Source organism: Pseudomonas sp. ANT_H12B (genome assembly GCF_008369325.1).
In the GTDB taxonomy this organism is placed as follows: Bacteria; Pseudomonadota; Gammaproteobacteria; order Pseudomonadales; family Pseudomonadaceae; genus Aquipseudomonas.
This window is the reverse complement of record NZ_VOBI01000008.1, coordinates 125,857-142,154: the sequence shown is the minus strand read 5'-3', so window position 1 is coordinate 142,154 and position 16,298 is coordinate 125,857. Positions and strand designations below refer to the sequence as shown.

The following is a 16,298-nucleotide window of genomic DNA, read 5'->3' as shown; positions in this document are numbered from 1 at the left end:
GGATAGAGAATCATGAAGTACATATTTGACATCGTGCATGGCTTCTTCACCCAGCTTCGCAGCCTGGTGATGATCTTCGGCCACGCCTTCCGCAAGCGCGACACGCTGCAGTACCCGGAAGAGGCGGTGTACCTGCCGCCGCGCTTCCGTGGCCGTATCGTGCTGACCCGCGACCCCGACGGCGAAGAGCGTTGTGTAGCCTGCAACCTATGCGCCGTGGCGTGCCCGGTCGGTTGCATCTCTCTGCAGAAAGCTGAAACCGATGACGGTCGCTGGTACCCGGAGTTTTTCCGTATCAACTTCTCGCGCTGCATTTTCTGCGGCCTCTGCGAGGAAGCCTGCCCGACCACCGCGATCCAGCTGACACCGGATTTCGAGATGGCCGAGTTCAAACGTCAGGACCTGGTGTACGAGAAAGAAGATCTGCTGATCTCCGGCCCCGGCAAAAACCCTGATTACAACTTCTATCGTGTTGCAGGTATGGCGATTGCCGGGAAGCCGAAAGGCTCCGCGCAGAATGAAGCCCAGCCGATCAACGTGAAGAGCTTGCTGCCTTAAGGAAGAAAGATGGAATTCGCTTTCTATTTCGCATCGGGTATCGCGGTTGTGTCCACGCTTCGCGTGATCACCAACACCAACCCCGTGCACGCCCTGCTCTACCTGATCATTTCGCTGATCGCCGTGGCCATGACGTTTTTTGCCCTCGGCGCACCGTTTGCCGGTGTACTGGAAGTGATCGCCTACGCTGGCGCCATCATGGTGCTGTTCGTGTTCGTGGTGATGATGCTGAACCTGGGCCCGGCCTCGGTTCAGCAAGAGCGCGTGTGGCTCAAGCCCGGCATCTGGCTCGGCCCGGTTGCACTCGGCACCCTGCTGCTGGTTGAACTGCTGTACGTGTTGTTCAGCGACGCCAGCGGTCAGGCCATCGGCCACACCACCGTAGACGCCAAGGCCGTGGGCATCAGCCTGTTCGGTCCTTATCTGCTGGTGGTCGAACTCGCCTCGATGCTGCTGCTTGCTGCAGCCGTCACGGCGTTCCACTTGGGCCGCAACGAAGCCAAGGAGCAATGACGATGCCTGCTATCCCTTTGGAGCATGGTCTGGCGGTCGCCGGCATCTTGTTCTGCCTCGGTCTGGTCGGTCTGATGGTCCGCCGCAACATTCTCTTCGTGCTGATGAGCCTGGAGATCATGATGAATGCCTCCGCTTTGGCCTTCATCGTCGCCGGTAGCCGCTGGGGTCAGCCGGATGGACAGATCATGTTCATCCTGGTGATCAGCCTGGCAGCCGCCGAGGCCAGTATTGGCCTGGCGATTCTGTTGCAGCTGTATCGCCGCTTCCACACTCTCGATATCGACGCTGCCAGCGAGATGCGCGGATGAATCTTCTCTATCTGACTTTCGTATTCCCTCTCATAGGTTTCCTGCTGCTGTCGTTCTCACGCGGCCGCTTCTCGGAAAACCTGTCGGCGCTGATTGGCGTCGGTTCCATCGGCTTGTCGGCCATCGTCACGGCTTATGTGATCTGGCAATTCAACGTCGCGCCACCTGAAGGCGGTCACTACACCCAGGTGTTGTGGCAGTGGATGGCGGTGGAAGGCTTTACGCCGAACTTCGCGCTGTATCTGGATGGTCTGTCCGTGACCATGCTCGGCGTGGTTGTCGGCGTCGGCTTCCTGATCCACCTGTTCGCGTCCTGGTACATGCGCGGTGAAGCCGGTTACTCGCGCTTCTTCGCCTACACCAACCTGTTTATCGCCAGCATGCTGTTCCTGGTGCTGGGCGATAACCTGTTGTTCCTGTACTTCGGTTGGGAAGGCGTGGGCCTGTGCTCGTACCTGTTGATCGGTTTCTACTACAGCAACCGCAACAACGGTAACGCGGCACTCAAAGCCTTCATCGTCACCCGGATCGGCGACGTGTTCATGGCCATCGGCCTGTTCATCCTGTTCGCGCAACTGGGCACGCTGAACATCCAGGAACTGCTGGTGCTGGCACCGCAGAAATTCCAGGCCGGCGACTTCTGGATGGTCATGGCGACCCTGATGCTGCTGGGCGGCGCTGTCGGTAAATCCGCGCAACTGCCGCTGCAAACCTGGCTGGCGGACGCGATGGCCGGTCCTACTCCGGTTTCGGCACTGATCCACGCCGCAACCATGGTGACCGCCGGTGTCTACCTGATCGCCCGTACTCACGGCCTGTTCACCCTGGCGCCGGACATCCTGCACCTGGTTGGCATCGTTGGCGGCGTGACCCTGGTGCTGGCCGGTTTTGCCGCACTGGTCCAGACCGACATCAAACGTATCCTCGCCTACTCGACCATGAGCCAGATCGGCTACATGTTCCTGGCGTTGGGCGTTGGTGCATGGGATGGCGCGATCTTCCACCTGATGACCCACGCCTTCTTCAAGGCGCTGCTGTTCCTTGCGTCCGGTGCGGTGATCGTTGCCTGCCACCACGAGCAGAACATCTTCAAGATGGGCGGCCTGTGGAAAAAACTGCCACTGGCCTACGCCAGCTTCATCGTCGGCGGCGCGGCTCTGTCAGCCCTGCCACTGGTCACCGCGGGCTTCTACTCCAAGGACGAAATCCTCTGGGAAGCGTTCGCCAGCGGCAACCACGGTCTGCTGTACGCAGGTCTGGTCGGCGCGTTCATGACGTCGCTGTACACCTTCCGCCTGATCTTCATCGCGTTCCATGGTGAAGTGAAGACCGAAGCGCACGCCGGTCACGGCATCGCTCACTGGCTGCCACTGTCGGTGCTGATCGTATTGTCTACCGCCATTGGCGCGATGATCGTTCCACCGCTGCACGGTGTGCTGCCGGAAAGCGTCGGCCATGCTGGCGGCGACGCCAAGCACAGTCTGGAAATCGCTTCGGGCGCCATCGCCCTGGCCGGTATCCTGCTGGCCGCGCTGCTGTTCCTCGGCAAGCGTCGTTTCGTCACTGCAATCGCCAACAGCGGCATCGGCCGCTTCCTTTCGGCCTGGTGGTTCGCTGCCTGGGGCTTCGACTGGATCTACGACAAACTGTTCGTCAAGCCATACCTTGCGATCAGCCACGCACTGCGCAAAGACCCGCTCGACCAGACCATCGGTCTGATCCCGCGTATGGCCAAAGGCGGCCACACCGCCCTGAGCCGTACCGAAACCGGTCAACTGCGTTGGTACGCGGCATCGATGGCAGCCGGCTCCGTGCTGGTCATCGGCGCCATCGTGCTGGTAGCGGTCTGATATGAACCTTGCGAACTTGCGAAAGGAATTGAGCCCGTCATGATTCTGCCTTGGCTAATCCTGATCCCCTTCATCGGCGGCCTGCTGTGCTGGATGGGTGAGCGCTTCGGCGCTACCCTCCCCCGCTGGATTGCGCTGTTGACCATGACCCTGGAACTCGCACTCGGCCTCTGGCTGTGGGCCCACGGTGATTATTCATTTGCTCCGGCCCCTGGCGCCGATCCGACCTGGGTGCTTGAGTTCAAGCACATCTGGATCGAGCGCTTCGGCATCAGCGTGCACCTGGCCCTCGACGGCCTGTCACTGTTGATGATCCTGCTGACCGGTCTGCTGGGTATCCTCTCGGTACTCTGCTCGTGGAAAGAGATCCAGCGTCACGTTGGCTTCTTCCACTTGAACCTGATGTGGATCCTGGGCGGTGTCATCGGCGTGTTCCTCGCCCTCGACCTGTTCATGTTCTTCTTCTTCTGGGAAATGATGCTGGTGCCGATGTACTTCCTCATCGCGCTCTGGGGTCACAGTTCTTCGGACGGCAAGAAAACCCGGATCTACGCGGCGACCAAGTTCTTCATCTTCACTCAGGCTTCCGGCCTGATCATGCTGGTGGCGATCCTGGGTCTGGTACTGGTCAACTTCAACGACACCGGCGTGATTACCTTCAACTACGCCGATCTGTTGAAAACCAAGATGTCGCTGACCACCGAGTACATTTTGATGCTCGGCTTCTTCATCGCCTTCGCGGTGAAGCTGCCCGTCGTGCCGTTCCACTCCTGGTTGCCTGATGCTCACGCCCAGGCGCCGACGGCGGGTTCGGTCGACCTGGCCGGTATCTTGTTGAAGACGGCGGCTTACGGTCTGCTGCGTTTCGCCCTGCCGCTGTTCCCGAATGCCTCGGCCGAGTTTGCGCCGATCGCCATGACCCTCGGTCTGATCGGGATCTTCTACGGTGCGTTCCTGGCCTTCGCCCAAACCGACATCAAGCGCCTGATTGCCTACTCCTCCGTTTCCCACATGGGCTTCGTGTTGATCGGCATCTACTCCGGCAGCCAACTGGCGCTGCAGGGCGCGGTGATGCAGATGCTGGCACACGGTCTGTCGGCCGCGGCACTCTTTATCTTGAGTGGTCAGTTGTACGAACGCACCCACACCCGCGACATGCGTGAAATGGGTGGCCTGTGGTCGAAGATCGCTTACCTGCCGGCCCTCAGCCTGTTCTTTGCAGCCGCGTCTCTGGGCTTGCCGGGTACCGGTAACTTCGTCGGTGAGTTCCTGATCCTGATCGGCACGTTCCCCGCTGCGCCATGGATCACCATCATCGCGACGTCGGGTCTGGTGTTCGGTTCGGTTTACTCGCTGATCATGATCCACCGTGCCTACTTCGGCCCGTCGAAATCGGACGCGGTCATGCATGGCATGGACGGTCGCGAACTGATCATGGTGGTTGGGCTTGCGGCGCTGCTGATTTACATCGGCGTGTACCCGCAACCGTTCCTCGACACCTCTGCTGCGACGATGCATGGCGTGCAGCAATGGCTCGGCACCGCCTTCACTCAACTCGCTTCGGCCCGGTAAGAGCGCTATGGAATTCACGACTCAACACTTTATCGCGCTTGCGCCGTTGTTGATCACCAGCGCCACGATCATCGTGGTGATGCTGGCAATCGCCTGGCGCCGCAACCACTCGCAGACCTTCCTGATTTCCGTGGCGGGTCTTAACCTGGCGTTGCTGTCGATCCTGCCAGCCCTGAAAGTCGCGCCTCTGGCCGTGACTCCACTGCTGCAGATCGACACCTTCGCTTGCTTGTACATGGCGCTGATCCTGGTCGCCACCCTCGCTTGTGTAACCCTTGCCCACGCCTACCTCGGCGATGGCGGCTCGGGTTACCCGGGCAACCGTGAAGAACTTTACCTGCTGATCCTGATGGCCGCCGCCGGTGGCCTGGTACTGGTCAGCGCGCAGCACCTGGCCGGGTTGTTCATCGGTCTGGAACTGCTCTCGGTACCGGTCTACGGTCTGGTCGCGTATGCCTTCTTCAACAAGCGTTCGCTGGAAGCCGGTATCAAGTACATGGTGCTGTCGGCCGCCGGTTCCGCGTTCCTGTTGTTCGGCATGGCCCTGCTCTACGCCGACTCCGGCAGCCTGAGCTTCGTCGGTATCGGCCAGGCCCTCGCGGCCACCGGCCTGCCAAGCTCGCTGGCGCAACTGGGCCTGGGCATGATGCTGATCGGTCTGGCGTTCAAGCTGTCGCTGGTACCGTTCCACCTCTGGACCCCGGACGTTTACGAAGGTGCTCCGGCACCGGTGGCCGCATTCCTGGCCACCGCGTCCAAAGTCGCGGTGTTCGCGGTGATGGTGCGTCTGTTCCAGATCTCGCCAGCGGCGAGCAGCGGTGTACTGAGCGACGTGCTGACCATCATCGCCATTGCGTCGATCCTGTTCGGTAACCTGCTGGCACTGACCCAGAGCAACCTCAAGCGTCTGCTGGGTTACTCGTCCATCGCGCACTTCGGTTACCTGCTGATCGCCCTGGTGGCGAGCAAGGGTCTGGCCGTGGAAGCCATCGGCGTGTACCTGGTCACCTACGTGATCACCAGCCTCGGCGCGTTCGGTGTTATCACGCTGATGTCCTCGCCGTACAACGGTCGTGATGCGGATGCCCTGTACGAGTATCGCGGCCTGTTCTGGCGCCGTCCGTACCTGACCGCCGTAATGACTGTGATGATGCTGTCCCTGGCCGGTATCCCGCTGACCGCGGGCTTCATCGGCAAGTTCTACATCATCGCTACCGGTGTCGAGTCGCAGCAATGGTGGCTGGTCGGTTCCCTGGTACTGGGTAGCGCCATCGGCGTCTTCTACTACCTGCGCGTGATGGTCACCCTGTACCTGATCGAACCAAACCTGCGTCGCCACGATGCGCAACTGCACTGGGAACAAAAGGCAGGCGGCGTGATGCTGCTGGCCATCGCCGCACTGGCGTTCTTCCTTGGGCTGTATCCGCAGCCACTGCTGATCCTGGTTCAACAGTCGGGGTTAGCCGGTTGATCGCTTAAGCGACACTCGGTAGAAAACACAAACGGCACCTTCGGGTGCCGTTTTGCATTGCGACCGAAAAACAGATCGACGCCTCCAGTCAAATAAGCGACCTGCGGCATGTTGTGTGAAAGTTTTCCGCTCTCTATAGGAAAACTCACCGCACGCGCGATCCAATGGTTGGCAGATGTCCATCAGCGTGATTTTGTCCCCCCCTTTTGCTGAACCGTCCGACGCACGCTCGCCTCAAAACCTTGTTAACCAGTAATCCTTCCGACTCAATCGCCGTTCTCCAATCGCACGTTCGGCCGACAGGCTATCTCTTGGCTCCCCCGCAGGTCGCCTGTCCCGAGGCATTCAGCCACTGAAATGCGGCCACCCTATCGATCAAAATTTTCAAACGACAATTGATCTGTACGTATTTCTATGCAAGCCAAACTCAAGAGCAGAAACATCCCGCCATTTTTGACCCTGCTACCGCCAACTTATAGATTCGACCCGTGCTTCAAACAGCACGCTCAATTCCTAATCAAAGAGAACTTAAAAATGGGTTACATGGTAAGCGGCTGGAACGCCAACAAAGTTGTTGAACTTGAAGAGCAGGAAACACTTGCACCTGAGCACATCGAAGCACTGCAACTGACCGAAGAAGAAATGGCAGAGCTGGACGCCGAGTAACACAGCGAACGGGGGACTCGATCCCCCGTTCCTTTTAAGGAAGGAAGCCATGAACAGGACAAGGATTGCCGAGCGGGAACTGACAGCGGACGAAGCACTACTGCGCATCCACGCAGAGCTGAATCGCCTGGGGCTTGAACCCTTCACCCGCACCCTCGGCCATGACATCGTTGCGGTGCAGGCAAGTCTTCGCTGTATCAATACCCGGCTCCAGGCCCGTGGTGCCGGTAAAGGCTACCCGGATCAGGCTCGGCTCGGCGCACTTTACGAAGCGCTCGAACACTATTGGACGGACGAACTTCCGGTCGCAGATTTGCATTTCGTCAATGCACAATACTTTGCACAAACGATCTTTCGCGATGACGTGGTACAGCAACTTGTTGCTCGCCAGAACAACGCGTTGATTGCGTGCCGGACCTATACTTGCCCAACTAACGAAAACCACTTTTCATACCCGATTGCACTGAGCTCACCCCATTTTTGCGATCAGACATTCGAGCAGGACACCGCCAACTATCATGGCTTGCGGCGCTATTCCAGCAACAGCGGAACAGCGATCGGCGCCAATTACAACGAAGCTTTGTTGCACGCCGCCAATGAATGCATTGAACGGGATGCGGTCTCGTTATTTTTGCTCAATCACTTTTACTATGAAAACCATCCACCGCTGCACCGCGTCTCCCGTCTCGGCGAGGGCGATAGCGTCGGTCGTTTGTGGGCCGATGCCGAACGGGAGATCGGTACAGAGATCGTGCTGGTGGACATCAGCAATGAGTTCAAGGCACGAACCTTCCTGGCTTTTTCCATGGCCCCCGGTACCCACCTGCGGGTGTTCGGCACCGGTTGTTCCCTGGATGCACGCCATGGAGCATGGCGTGCGTTAACCGAGCTGGTGCAACTGCATCACGGCGCCTCGGAGCCCGAGTACCGGCATCACCTGATGAATGCGCAACGCCACTTGCAGCGATTTCCCCGTCTGTTGCGCTGTTTGCAATTCAATCCACATGCCTTGTTGCATCTGTCGCCGCAACGCAAGGTCGTGCTGCCCGATGCAGGCGATGAAACGCCGTTGGCCGAGCAAATCAACCAACTGACTGCAGACCTTCAGCGTCACGGTCGTACGCTGGGCGTGGCGATCCTGAATCAAACCGAACTCGGCACGACACTGGTCAATGTGGTGATTCCGGGGCTGGAACGTTTTTTCATTGTTTCCAGCGGCAACGTTGTCATTCCGCAAGCACGGGGTCAGCAACTGGAGAAGAAACCGCAGGGAGTGAGTGCATGAAAAATCCGCAGGTAGAAGTCAATCACGCCCGAGAACTGGCATTGGCTCAAGGCATGGCCCGCCCTATCACGCAATCCGGAGCTGTCAGTCGCTACCTCGAACCTGCGGGTAACGGACTGCATCATGTGTTTTTCCTGCGGGTGGGTGGCCGCGACTGGGTGGGCCGCAAGGTCCTGCAGCGTGACGAACACAATCAGTGGCACCTGAGCAGTGTGCTCAAACCCTCGATGCTATTTGGGCTCCATGTCGAGTCGCAATGGGGTAACGAAGGTGTATCGATCTACTTCCAGACGGCAACGCCTGCGGACAAAGTCGCCGCCTTCGACGCCGCACGGATGCGGCCCGACAGCGAGGTTCGCTTCCCCTTTACCCAGACCGACGATTCTGGTCAGGAAGCCGTCTGCCCCGTCGACTACTGGCAGGGTAGCGAGTCCCTTGCCACACAACTGAATGCCGACGAAGTGCATTTTCGCGAGCATTGCGTTGAGTTACTCAAAGCGTTATCGAAGCCGGGCACGCTGATTTATGACCCGGCCTGTTCAACCGGCGCGTTCATTGCACACCTGGCCCGTGAACTGCCTGATTGCCGTTGTGCGGGATCCGATCGTTCAGCCTCGATGATCGAGTACGCAAAAAGCTGTCATGCGTCCTCCTCTGTCGAGTTTTGTGTGATGGATGCGTGTGAGGTCGTCGACTCAGGGATTCAATGCGACGTACTGATTCTTCGCTTTCTCAATGCCGAAGTCGTGACCCGACGCGACGCAGAGGCAGCTTTCAGTAGCCTGGCGCAATGCGTGAAGCCCGGCGGCACGATCCTCGTCTTCGGCCATACCCCGGTTCTGATCCCTGCGTCCTATCTGGCCCAGACGCTCAAACTCCGATGGGTATCCAGCGTTGCGGCGCGTCCCGGGCATGCGGAGCTCTTCCAGTTCTATCGACTGATGACTCCGACATCATGAGCAGTACAGCACTGACCCGCGGTTACTACCCGACTTGTGACGGTCATCAACTCTACTGGGAACGCCACGGTACGGCGGGAGCCGAACCGGTGTTTTTCCTGCATGGTGGCCCTGGCGGACGCAGCCACCGTCATCATCTGGAGTTTTTCGACCTTCGACGTTTCGACGTCATTTTCTTTGATCAGCGCGGGTGCGGGCGTTCAATGCCCCAAAACGACCTGTGCGGCAACACCACTGGGCTGTCCGTTGAAGACATCGATGCCTTGCGCCAGCATTTCGGCTTCGCAAAGATCAGTCTGCTGGGCGTTTCCTGGGGCAGTTGGCTCGCGATTCAATACCAGCAGCGCTACCGCGAAGCCTTGTTGAAAACCACACTGGTGTCGGTGTTTGTGCCGTTTCCCGCCAATGTCAGTGCCTACGAGCAATCCCTCAACGACGGACTGTCTACCGCCGCCGACGGATCCGCCGGCAACCGGGTACGCGACATCTACCAGATACTCAGCGAGGGTTGCCCGTTGCAGCAGCGCCACGCAGCCATTCAATGGCTGGAAGCTCTTTTGCAGCACACAGGACAATCGATCCGCCCGGGCTTCCTTGAGGATTTCGTCGATGAAGAAGCCATTCGCGCCATTCGCCTGGAATTGCATTACCACCTGCATCGGTATTACTTCACGCCGGCGGACGAAGGGCTGACCCTCGACGACAACACCCTCCTGATTCAGGGGATCAGGGATGTCTTCGGCATGTCGAGCGTGCGTTGGCTACGCCAGCGCATGAGTATTCGTTGCCGACTGCTGCATGCCGGCCACAACGCGTTCGACCCTGCCACGCTCAAAGCCGTGCGTCAGGCGCTGATGCGTGATATCGAGCACTAAAAAAAACGGCACCCGCAGGTGCCGTTCAACAACGCCGCACGGTTTCCTACTTACGCGCCGCCTCCCACGATTTCAGCAGTTCGGCATAACTCACGGTTTCACCTTTAGGTTTCTCGTTCGCCAATTTCGGTTTCGGAGCACCCGGCTGATCGAACCAGTACTGCGCATCGCGCTCGGGGTTCATTTTCGGTGCGCAGGTGGCTTGTGCCTTCGAGCGTTCGAGACGGGTCATGATCGCGTCCTGATCCTTGGCCAGGCCGTCGAGTGCCTGTTGCGGAGTTTTCTCGCCGCTCGCTGCTTCGGCGATATGGCTCCACCACAGTTGCGCCAGACGCGGGTAGTCCGGCACGTTGGTCCCGGTCGGGGTCCATTGCACGCGGGCCGGGCTGCGGTAGAACTCGACCAGACCACCGAGCTTCGGTGCCAGGTCGGTCATGGCTTGCGAGTTGATATCCGACTCGCGGATCGGGGTCAGGCCGACGATGGTTTTCTTCAGCGAAACGGTTTTCGAGGTCACGAACTGCGCGTAGAGCCAAGCTGCGAGTTTCTGTTTCTCAGGCGTGGACTTCATGAAAGTCCAGGAACCCACGTCCTGATACCCCAGCTTCATGCCCTCCTCCCAGTACGGTCCGCGTGGCGATGGCGCCATGCGCCATTTCGGCGTGCCGTCGGCGTTCATCACTGGCAGGCCCGGTTTGGTCATGTCGGCGGTGAATGCGGTGTACCAGAAAATCTGCTGGGCAATGTTGCCTTGGGAAGGCACCGGACCGGATTCGGAGAAAGTCATCCCGGCCGCTTCCGGTGGCGCATAGGCTTTGAGCCAGTCGACGTATTTTTGCGTCGCATAGACCGCCGCCGGGCCATTGGTGTCGCCGCCACGGGTCACGCTTGAACCGACCGGATGACAATCTTCGACGCGGATGCCCCACTCGTCCACCGGCAAACCGTTGGGTATGCCTTTGTCGCCAGCGCCGGCCATGGAGAACCAGGCATCGGTGAAGCGCCAGCCGAGGGAAGGGTCTTTTTTGCCGTAGTCCATGTGCCCGTAGATACGCTTGCCGTCGATTTCCTTGACGTCTTCGCTGAAGAATTTGGCGATGTCTTCATAGGCCGACCAGTTCACCGGCACGCCCAACTCGTAGCCGTACTTCTCCTTGAATTTGGCTTTTAGATCCGCACGTTCGAACCAGTCGGCGCGGAACCAGTAAAGGTTGGCGAATTGTTGGTCGGGCAGTTGATAGATCTTGCCGTCCGGTGCGGTGGTGAAGGAGATGCCGATGAAGTCCTTGATGTCCAGGGTCGGCGAAGTGAAGTTCTTGCCTTCGTTGGCCATCAGGTCGGTGATCGATTGGGTCTTGCCATAGCGAAAGTGCGTGCCGATCAGGTCCGAATCGTTGACCCAGCCGTCATAAATGTTCTTGTCCGACTGCATCTGGGTCTGCAGTTTCTCCACCACGTCGCCTTCCTGCAGCAAGTCGTGGGTCAACTTGATCCCGGTAATCTCGGTAAAGGCTTTGGCCAGCACTTTGGATTCATATTCGTGGGTCGCGATGGTTTCCGAGACCACCTTGATGTTCATCCCGCGAAATGGCTCGGCGGCCTTGATGAACCATTTCAACTCCGCGAGCTGCTGCTCTGGTGTCAGCGTGGACGGTTTGAATTCGCTGCCAATCCATTTCTTTGCGGCGTCTTCATAGGCATCGGCCCAGGCCGCAGCGCTCAGCCCGCTGAGTGTCAGCATGGCTGCCAATGAAACGCTATGTCGCAGCTTATTGTTTTTGTCGAACATAGAGACCTCCTGTTTAGGTTTCGGAGCAATTTTGCCGAGCGATTCGACTAGCCCCAACGCATCACAGCCAACAGCCACACCAGGGATAACGCGGACGCCACCCAGATGCTCCAGTCGGTGACGCCAATTACCAGCAAATGCAGGTAGGCGCTGCCGAGAAGACCGATAAACAACCGATCGCCACGGGTGGTGGCAATCGGCAACAAACCACGGCGAAGAATACTCGGCGAACGCAATTCCCAAGTCGTCATGCCCACCAGGATCAGGCCAATGACGATGAAAAACGCCGCTGTCGGAACCGTCCAACTCATCCATTCCATCATCAGCTCCTCAGACCCGGCCCAGGGCGAAGCCTTTGGCCACGTGGTTGCGAACAAACCAGATCACCAGCATGCCCGGCAGGATAGTCAACACCCCCGCCGCCGCCAGTACGCCCCAGTCGATGCCGGACGCCGAGACCGTGCGAGTCATCACCGCCGCAATCGGCTTGGCATTGACCGACGTCAGCGTTCGCGCCAGCAGCAGTTCGACCCAGGAAAACATGAAGCAGAAAAATGCCGTAACACCAATCCCGGAGCCAATCAGTGGCACGAAAATCTTCACGAAGAACTTGGGGAAACTGTAGCCATCGATGTAGGCGGTTTCGTCGATTTCCTTGGGCACGCCGGACATGAAGCCTTCAAGAATCCACACCGCCAACGGCACGTTAAACAGGCAATGTGCCAACGCCACGGCGATGTGCGTATCGAACAAACCAATCGAGGAATACAGCTGGAAGAACGGCAGCAAAAACACCGCCGGTGGTGCCATGCGATTGGTCAGGAGCCAGAAGAACAGGTGCTTGTCACCGAGGAACCGATAGCGCGAGAACGCATACGCCGCCGGCAATGCCACGCTCAGGGAGATCACCGTGTTCAGGCTCACGTAGTACAGCGAGTTGAGGTAACCGTTGTACCAACTCGGATCGGTGAAGATCACCTTGTAGTTGGCGAAGGTGAAGTCCTGCGGAAACAGCGTCAGGCCGCCGAGGATTTCGGTGTTGCTCTTGAAGGACATGTTCAGCAGCCAGTAAATTGGCACCAGCAGGAACAGGATGTAGATCAGCAGCGGGATCAGTTTTCTCTTGCTCATGGCGGACCTCAGCGGTTGGCGTCAGAGTGAGTCATGGCGGTGTAGAACAGCCAGGACACCAACAGGATGATCAGGAAGTACACCAGCGAGAAAGCCGCCGCCGGACCGAGGTCGAATTGCCCTACAGCCATCTGCGTCAAAGTCTGACTCAAGAAGGTCGTGGCATTCCCCGGACCGCCACCGGTGAGCACGAACGGCTCGGTGTAAATCATGAAACTGTCCATGAACCGCAGCATCACCGCGATCAGCAACACACTTTTCAGCTTGGGCAACTGGATGTGTCGGAAAACCGACCAGGCCGACGCCCGATCAATCCGCGCCGCCTGGTAGTACACGTCCGGAATCGCCCGCAGCCCCGAGAAACACAACAGCGCCACCAACGACGTCCAGTGCCAGACGTCCATCACCAGCACCGTGACCCAGGCGTCCATGGTGTTGGCCGCATAGTTGTAATTCAGCCCCATGGCCTTGAGGCTCGCGCCGAGCAGGCCAATGTCCGCCCGACCGAAGATCTGCCAGATCGTCCCCACCACGTTCCACGGAATCAGCAACGGTATCGCCAGGATGATCAGCACCAGCGACGACCAGCGCCCCTTGGTCGGCATGGTCAGGGCGATGCCGATGCCCAGCGGAATTTCGATCAGCAACACGCAGCCGGAATAGATGAATTGCCGCAGCAGCGAGTCATGCAGCCGTGGATCAAGCAATACCTGTCGGTACCAGTCGGCACCAACGAAGTAGCGGCTGGATTGATCGAAGATGTCCTGCACCGAGTAGTTGACCACGGTCATCATCGGGATTACCGCACTGAACGCCACCAGCAAAAATACCGGCAACACCAGCCACCAGGCCTTGTTGTTCTGCACCTTGTTCATGGCTACGTCTCCAAGAGGTAATCGTCGGCATAGACCATCAGCCATTGCGCCGGAAAGCTGATGCAGGCGGTTCCCTCAGGCACTGGCTTGTCTTCGGCCAGGCGCACTTTCAGCGGTGCGCCGTCGAGGTTCAGGGTCATGATCTTGTAGGTGCCAAGGTCTTCGACGTGTACGACCTGTGCCTGCATCGCGTCGTCAAAGGGCTCATCCCAGACATGGATGAACTCTGGACGGATGCCGACCTTCAGGGTTTTCCACTCCGATTCGGCGATTCGTGTCTGTTGCGCGTCAGACAAAGGCAAATGAGTCGACGCGAAACCGACACCTCCCGGCTGCGGCTGCACCGCGATCAGGTTCATCCCCGGGCTGCCGATGAAATAGCCGACAAAGGTGTGACTGGGTCGCTCGAACAGTTCTCGCGGCGTACCGAACTGCACGATCTGCCCGCCATACATCACTGCAATCTTGTCGGCAAAGGTCGAGGCCTCCAGCTGATCGTGGGTGACGTAGACCATGGTGATGTTGAACTGCTCGTGAATCTGCTTGAGCTTGCGCCGCAGTTTCCACTTCAGGTGCGGGTCGATCACCGTCAGCGGCTCGTCGAACAGGATGGCTGATACGTCATCGCGCACCAGCCCTCGGCCCATGGAGACCTTCTGCTTTTCATCGGCGGTGAGGTTGCGGGCCTTCTTGCTCAGTAGCGCCTGGAGGTCGAGGACCTCGGCAATTTCCTGCACTTTGGTATGAATTTTCGCTTCGGCCATGCCCTGATTGCGCAGTGGAAACGCCAGGTTGTCGAACACCGTCATGGTGTCGTAGACCACCGGAAACTGGAAAACCTGAGCGATGTTGCGCTTCTCCGGGGTCAGATCGTTGACCACTTTGTTGTCGAACAGCACTTGCCCCTGGGACGGGCTGAGCAGCCCGGAAATGATGTTGAGCAAGGTCGACTTGCCGCAGCCCGAAGGCCCGAGCAAGGCGTAGGCACCGCCCTGCTCCCAGACATGGTCCATCTCGCGGATCGCGTAATCCTCGGGCCCGCTCGGCGTGCGGGTGTAACTGTGGGCGAGGTGCTGCAAACGGATTTCGGCCATCAGGCAACCCTCGCGATGCGGCGACCGGGCGCCTGGACCAGCCGCCCCTGCGTATCGAACACAAACAGTTTATGGGTCGGGATGTAGATGCGAATCGGCGCATCGACGTCGTATTCGTGGACGCCGGGCAAGTGCAGCACCACCAGGAAATGCTCGTTGCGCACGTGCAGGAAGGTTTCCGAACCGCTGATTTCAGCCACCTCGACGGTCACCGCCAGTTCCAGGTCATCGTCGTTGCTTGGCACCAGCGAAATATGGCTGGGCCGTACGCCGAAACGAAACTCGCCCTCGCCCACTGGCCGCAGATCGACGTTAAGCGGGAAGTGCACGAAATTGGCAAAACTCACTTCGTTGCCGGCAATGCGTCCCGGCATCAGGTTGATCGGCGGCTCGGAAAACAGCTCGGCGGCCAGCACGGTTTGCGGTTGGTGATAGACCTCGGCGGATTTGCCGCTCTGGATCACCCGGCCTTCGTGAAGAATGGTCGTAGTGCCACCCAGGGCCAGGGCTTCGTTGGGCTCGGTGGTGGCGTAGATGGCGATGGTGTGGTGAGCCTTGAACAGCTCGCGCATTTCCTGACGCAGTTCTTCGCGCAGCTTGTAGTCGAGGTTGACCAGCGGCTCGTCGAACAGGATCAGTTCTGCATCCTTGACCAGCGCCCGGGCCATGGCGGTGCGCTGTTGCTGGCCACCGGAAAGTTCGAGGGGATGGCGCTGAAGGAATTTTTCGATGCGCAGCATCTTCGCGGTTTCCAGCACTTTGCTCTGGATCAGCTCATTGGAAACGCCACCCTGGCGCAGCGGCGAGGCGATGTTCTCGAAGACGGTCATGGTCGGGTAGTTGATGAATTGCTGATAGACCATCGACACATTGCGCAGACGCACCGGGCGCTGGGTGACGTCGACGCCGTTCATCAGGATGCGACCGCTGTCGGGCTTGTCCAGGCCGGCCATCAGGCGCATGAGACTGGTTTTGCCGGACAGCGTGCGCCCGAGCAAAACGTTGAAAGATCCGGGTTCGAAATTGAGGCAAGCATCGTCGATCCAGGTCTGGCCCTCGACGGTGCGGCTGACGTGCTCCAGGGTTAATGACATGGCTCGGCCTTTTTATTATTTGGAGTCAAGCGACCGGAGCAACAGAGCGACTTTCGTGCCAAAAATTGCAAGCCTTTGAAACGACTTGAAAAATGCCACGCCAACAGTAAAACCACTTTCGTTGCTGAACAGAAATGAACAACCGCGACTGAACAATTGAACAATCCGCCGGTTGACAATGAACAATAGTGAACAACACTCTACGGAAGCTTTAGCGTCCGAAATCACCACGATCCTGTGTAATTGGATGAACTC

Annotated in this window: 16 protein-coding genes; 10 read left to right on the top strand and 6 right to left on the bottom strand. The window is 58.7% G+C overall.

The window, feature by feature from the left end:
* The first annotated feature begins 12 nt into the window (after positions 1-12).
* The 10 genes from nuoI (at position 13) to FQ185_RS14490 (ending at position 10,060) form a co-directional block, all read left to right on the top strand.
* A complete protein-coding gene (gene nuoI, locus FQ185_RS14530; RefSeq protein WP_198044941.1) occupies positions 13-558 on the top strand; it encodes an NADH-quinone oxidoreductase subunit NuoI in 546 nt (181 codons plus the stop codon).
* 9 nt (positions 559-567) lie between these two features.
* Positions 568-1,071 (top strand): NADH-quinone oxidoreductase subunit J, encoded by a 504-nt coding sequence (gene nuoJ, locus FQ185_RS14525; RefSeq protein ID WP_007905076.1) that lies wholly within the window; start codon positions 568-570, stop codon positions 1,069-1,071.
* Positions 1,072-1,073: 2 nt separating this feature from the next.
* On the top strand, positions 1,074-1,382 hold the full coding sequence (nuoK, locus tag FQ185_RS14520; protein WP_010458852.1) for an NADH-quinone oxidoreductase subunit NuoK: 309 nt from the start codon (positions 1,074-1,076) through the stop codon (positions 1,380-1,382).
* Entirely contained in the window at positions 1,379-3,232 is a 1,854-nt protein-coding gene (gene nuoL, locus FQ185_RS14515) for an NADH-quinone oxidoreductase subunit L (protein ID WP_149418010.1), read from the top strand. The genes nuoK and nuoL overlap by 4 nt, the downstream gene beginning before the upstream one ends.
* Before the next feature lie 39 nt (positions 3,233-3,271).
* Positions 3,272-4,804 carry an NADH-quinone oxidoreductase subunit M gene (gene nuoM / locus FQ185_RS14510; RefSeq protein ID WP_149418009.1) on the top strand — a complete coding sequence of 511 codons (1,533 nt, stop codon included), beginning with the start codon at positions 3,272-3,274 and terminating at the stop codon, positions 4,802-4,804.
* A 7-nt stretch (positions 4,805-4,811) separates the two neighbouring features.
* Positions 4,812-6,275 (top strand): NADH-quinone oxidoreductase subunit NuoN, encoded by a 1,464-nt coding sequence (nuoN, locus tag FQ185_RS14505; protein ID WP_149418008.1) that lies wholly within the window; start codon positions 4,812-4,814, stop codon positions 6,273-6,275.
* A gap of 534 nt (positions 6,276-6,809) precedes the next feature.
* Positions 6,810-6,941, top strand: a complete 132-nt coding sequence (locus FQ185_RS30605) for a hypothetical protein (RefSeq protein WP_256730409.1) — start codon at positions 6,810-6,812, stop codon at positions 6,939-6,941.
* A gap of 49 nt (positions 6,942-6,990) precedes the next feature.
* Positions 6,991-8,226, top strand: coding sequence for a YcaO-like family protein (locus FQ185_RS14500; protein WP_149418007.1), 1,236 nt, complete (start codon positions 6,991-6,993; stop codon positions 8,224-8,226).
* Entirely contained in the window at positions 8,223-9,185 is a 963-nt protein-coding gene (locus FQ185_RS14495) for a trans-aconitate 2-methyltransferase (protein ID WP_149418006.1), read from the top strand. The genes FQ185_RS14500 and FQ185_RS14495 overlap by 4 nt, the downstream gene beginning before the upstream one ends.
* Positions 9,182-10,060, top strand: coding sequence for an alpha/beta fold hydrolase (locus FQ185_RS14490; protein WP_149418005.1), 879 nt, complete (start codon positions 9,182-9,184; stop codon positions 10,058-10,060). The genes FQ185_RS14495 and FQ185_RS14490 overlap by 4 nt, the downstream gene beginning before the upstream one ends.
* Positions 10,061-10,106: 46 nt before the next feature.
* Here FQ185_RS14490 and FQ185_RS14485 read toward each other — a convergent pair whose 3' ends face one another.
* The 6 genes from FQ185_RS14485 to FQ185_RS14460 are packed head-to-tail and all read right to left on the bottom strand — an operon-like array spanning position 10,107 to position 16,043.
* On the bottom strand, positions 10,107-11,849 hold the full coding sequence (locus FQ185_RS14485) for an ABC transporter substrate-binding protein (RefSeq protein ID WP_149418004.1): 1,743 nt from the start codon (positions 11,847-11,849) through the stop codon (positions 10,107-10,109).
* Positions 11,850-11,896: 47 nt separating this feature from the next.
* Positions 11,897-12,169, bottom strand: coding sequence for a DUF2160 domain-containing protein (locus FQ185_RS14480; protein WP_027925091.1), 273 nt, complete (start codon positions 12,167-12,169; stop codon positions 11,897-11,899).
* Positions 12,170-12,179: 10 nt separating this feature from the next.
* Positions 12,180-12,980 carry a carbohydrate ABC transporter permease gene (locus FQ185_RS14475; protein WP_149418003.1) on the bottom strand — a complete coding sequence of 267 codons (801 nt, stop codon included), beginning with the start codon at positions 12,978-12,980 and terminating at the stop codon, positions 12,180-12,182.
* 8 nt (positions 12,981-12,988) lie between these two features.
* Positions 12,989-13,855, bottom strand: coding sequence for a carbohydrate ABC transporter permease (locus FQ185_RS14470; RefSeq protein WP_149418002.1), 867 nt, complete (start codon positions 13,853-13,855; stop codon positions 12,989-12,991).
* A 2-nt stretch (positions 13,856-13,857) separates the two neighbouring features.
* Entirely contained in the window at positions 13,858-14,949 is a 1,092-nt protein-coding gene (locus tag FQ185_RS14465; RefSeq protein WP_149418001.1) for an ABC transporter ATP-binding protein, read from the bottom strand.
* The gene (locus tag FQ185_RS14460) at positions 14,949-16,043 is read right to left on the bottom strand and encodes an ABC transporter ATP-binding protein (RefSeq protein ID WP_149418000.1); all 1,095 of its coding nucleotides are present in this window, start codon (positions 16,041-16,043) and stop codon (positions 14,949-14,951) included. The genes FQ185_RS14465 and FQ185_RS14460 overlap by 1 nt, the downstream gene beginning before the upstream one ends.
* Positions 16,044-16,298 lie beyond the last annotated feature (255 nt).